A 1,107-nucleotide genomic window follows, 5' to 3' on the forward strand; every position below is an offset into this window, starting at 1 on the left:
TGTACTGCCCAGGCAGGTTGGTCGAAGGATTGCAACGACACACTGTGACCGGTCGTTGAACAGCGAAGGTCTCCTGTCGTGAAGTGGAGCTACTACGACAACCACTCACCGACAGGAGACCTTCGTGGTCCACGCTAACGCACCCCTGACCCCCAGAGGCCGGCTACTGCTCGCCAGACGCATCATCGACGAAGGCTGGCCGGTCAACCGCGCCGCCGAACACTTCAACGTCTCCTGGCCCACCGCCAAACGGTGGGCGGTGCGCTACCAGGAGATGGGCGAAGCAGGCATGGCCGACCGATCCAGTCGCCCCCATCGCAGCCCGAACCGCACCCCACCACCACAGGTCCGCAAGATCGTGGACCTGCGGTGGCGCAGACGACTCTCACCGCAGGCCATCGCCTCACGATTGAACATGCCCGCCTCGACCGTGCACGCAGTCCTGGTCCGCTGCCGCCTGAACMGGCTCTCGCACATCGACATCCGCACCGGCGAGGTCATCCGCCGCTACGAACACCCGCATCCGGGATCGATGATCCACGTCGATGTGAAGAAGCTCGGCAACATCCCCGACGGCGGCGGCTGGCGTTTYGTCGGACGCGTCAAGGGCCGCARGAACCGTCAACAGACCCCGGGCACGAAACGCAGCCGACACCACAACGAACTGCTCGGGCATGCGTTCGTACACACCGTCATCGACGACCACTCCCGCGTCGCCTACGCCGAGATCCACGACGACGAAACCGCACAGACCGCGGTCGGGGTGCTGCGCCGAGCCGTCAGCTGGTTCGCCGCCCGCGGCGTCACCGTCGAACGCGTCCTCTCCGACAACGGAGGCTGCTACCGCTCGGCCCTGTGGAAGCAGGTCTGCACCGAGCTGGCGGTCACGCACAAACGCACCCGCCCGTACCGGCCGCAGACCAACGGGAAGATCGAACGTTTCCACCGCACCATGGCACAGGAGTGGGCGTTCGCCCGGCACTACAAGTCAGAACAGGCCCGACGGACAGCGTTGCCGGCGTGGTTGCACACCTACAATCACCACCGGCAACACTCCGCCATCGGCAGGAACGTTCCCTTCAGTCGTTTGACCAACGTCCCTGGGCA

At 65.2% G+C, this 1,107-nt stretch carries 1 protein-coding gene; it reads left to right on the forward strand.

Annotated features, from left to right (window positions below):
• Positions 1 to 124 precede the first annotated feature (124 nt).
• Positions 125 to 1,107 (forward strand): IS481 family transposase (locus AC1DWC_RS26665; protein ID WP_477912898.1); only part of this gene is annotated, 983 nt, incomplete at its 3' end.

This window comes from Rhodococcus sp. P4_C10, from assembly GCF_056402135.1.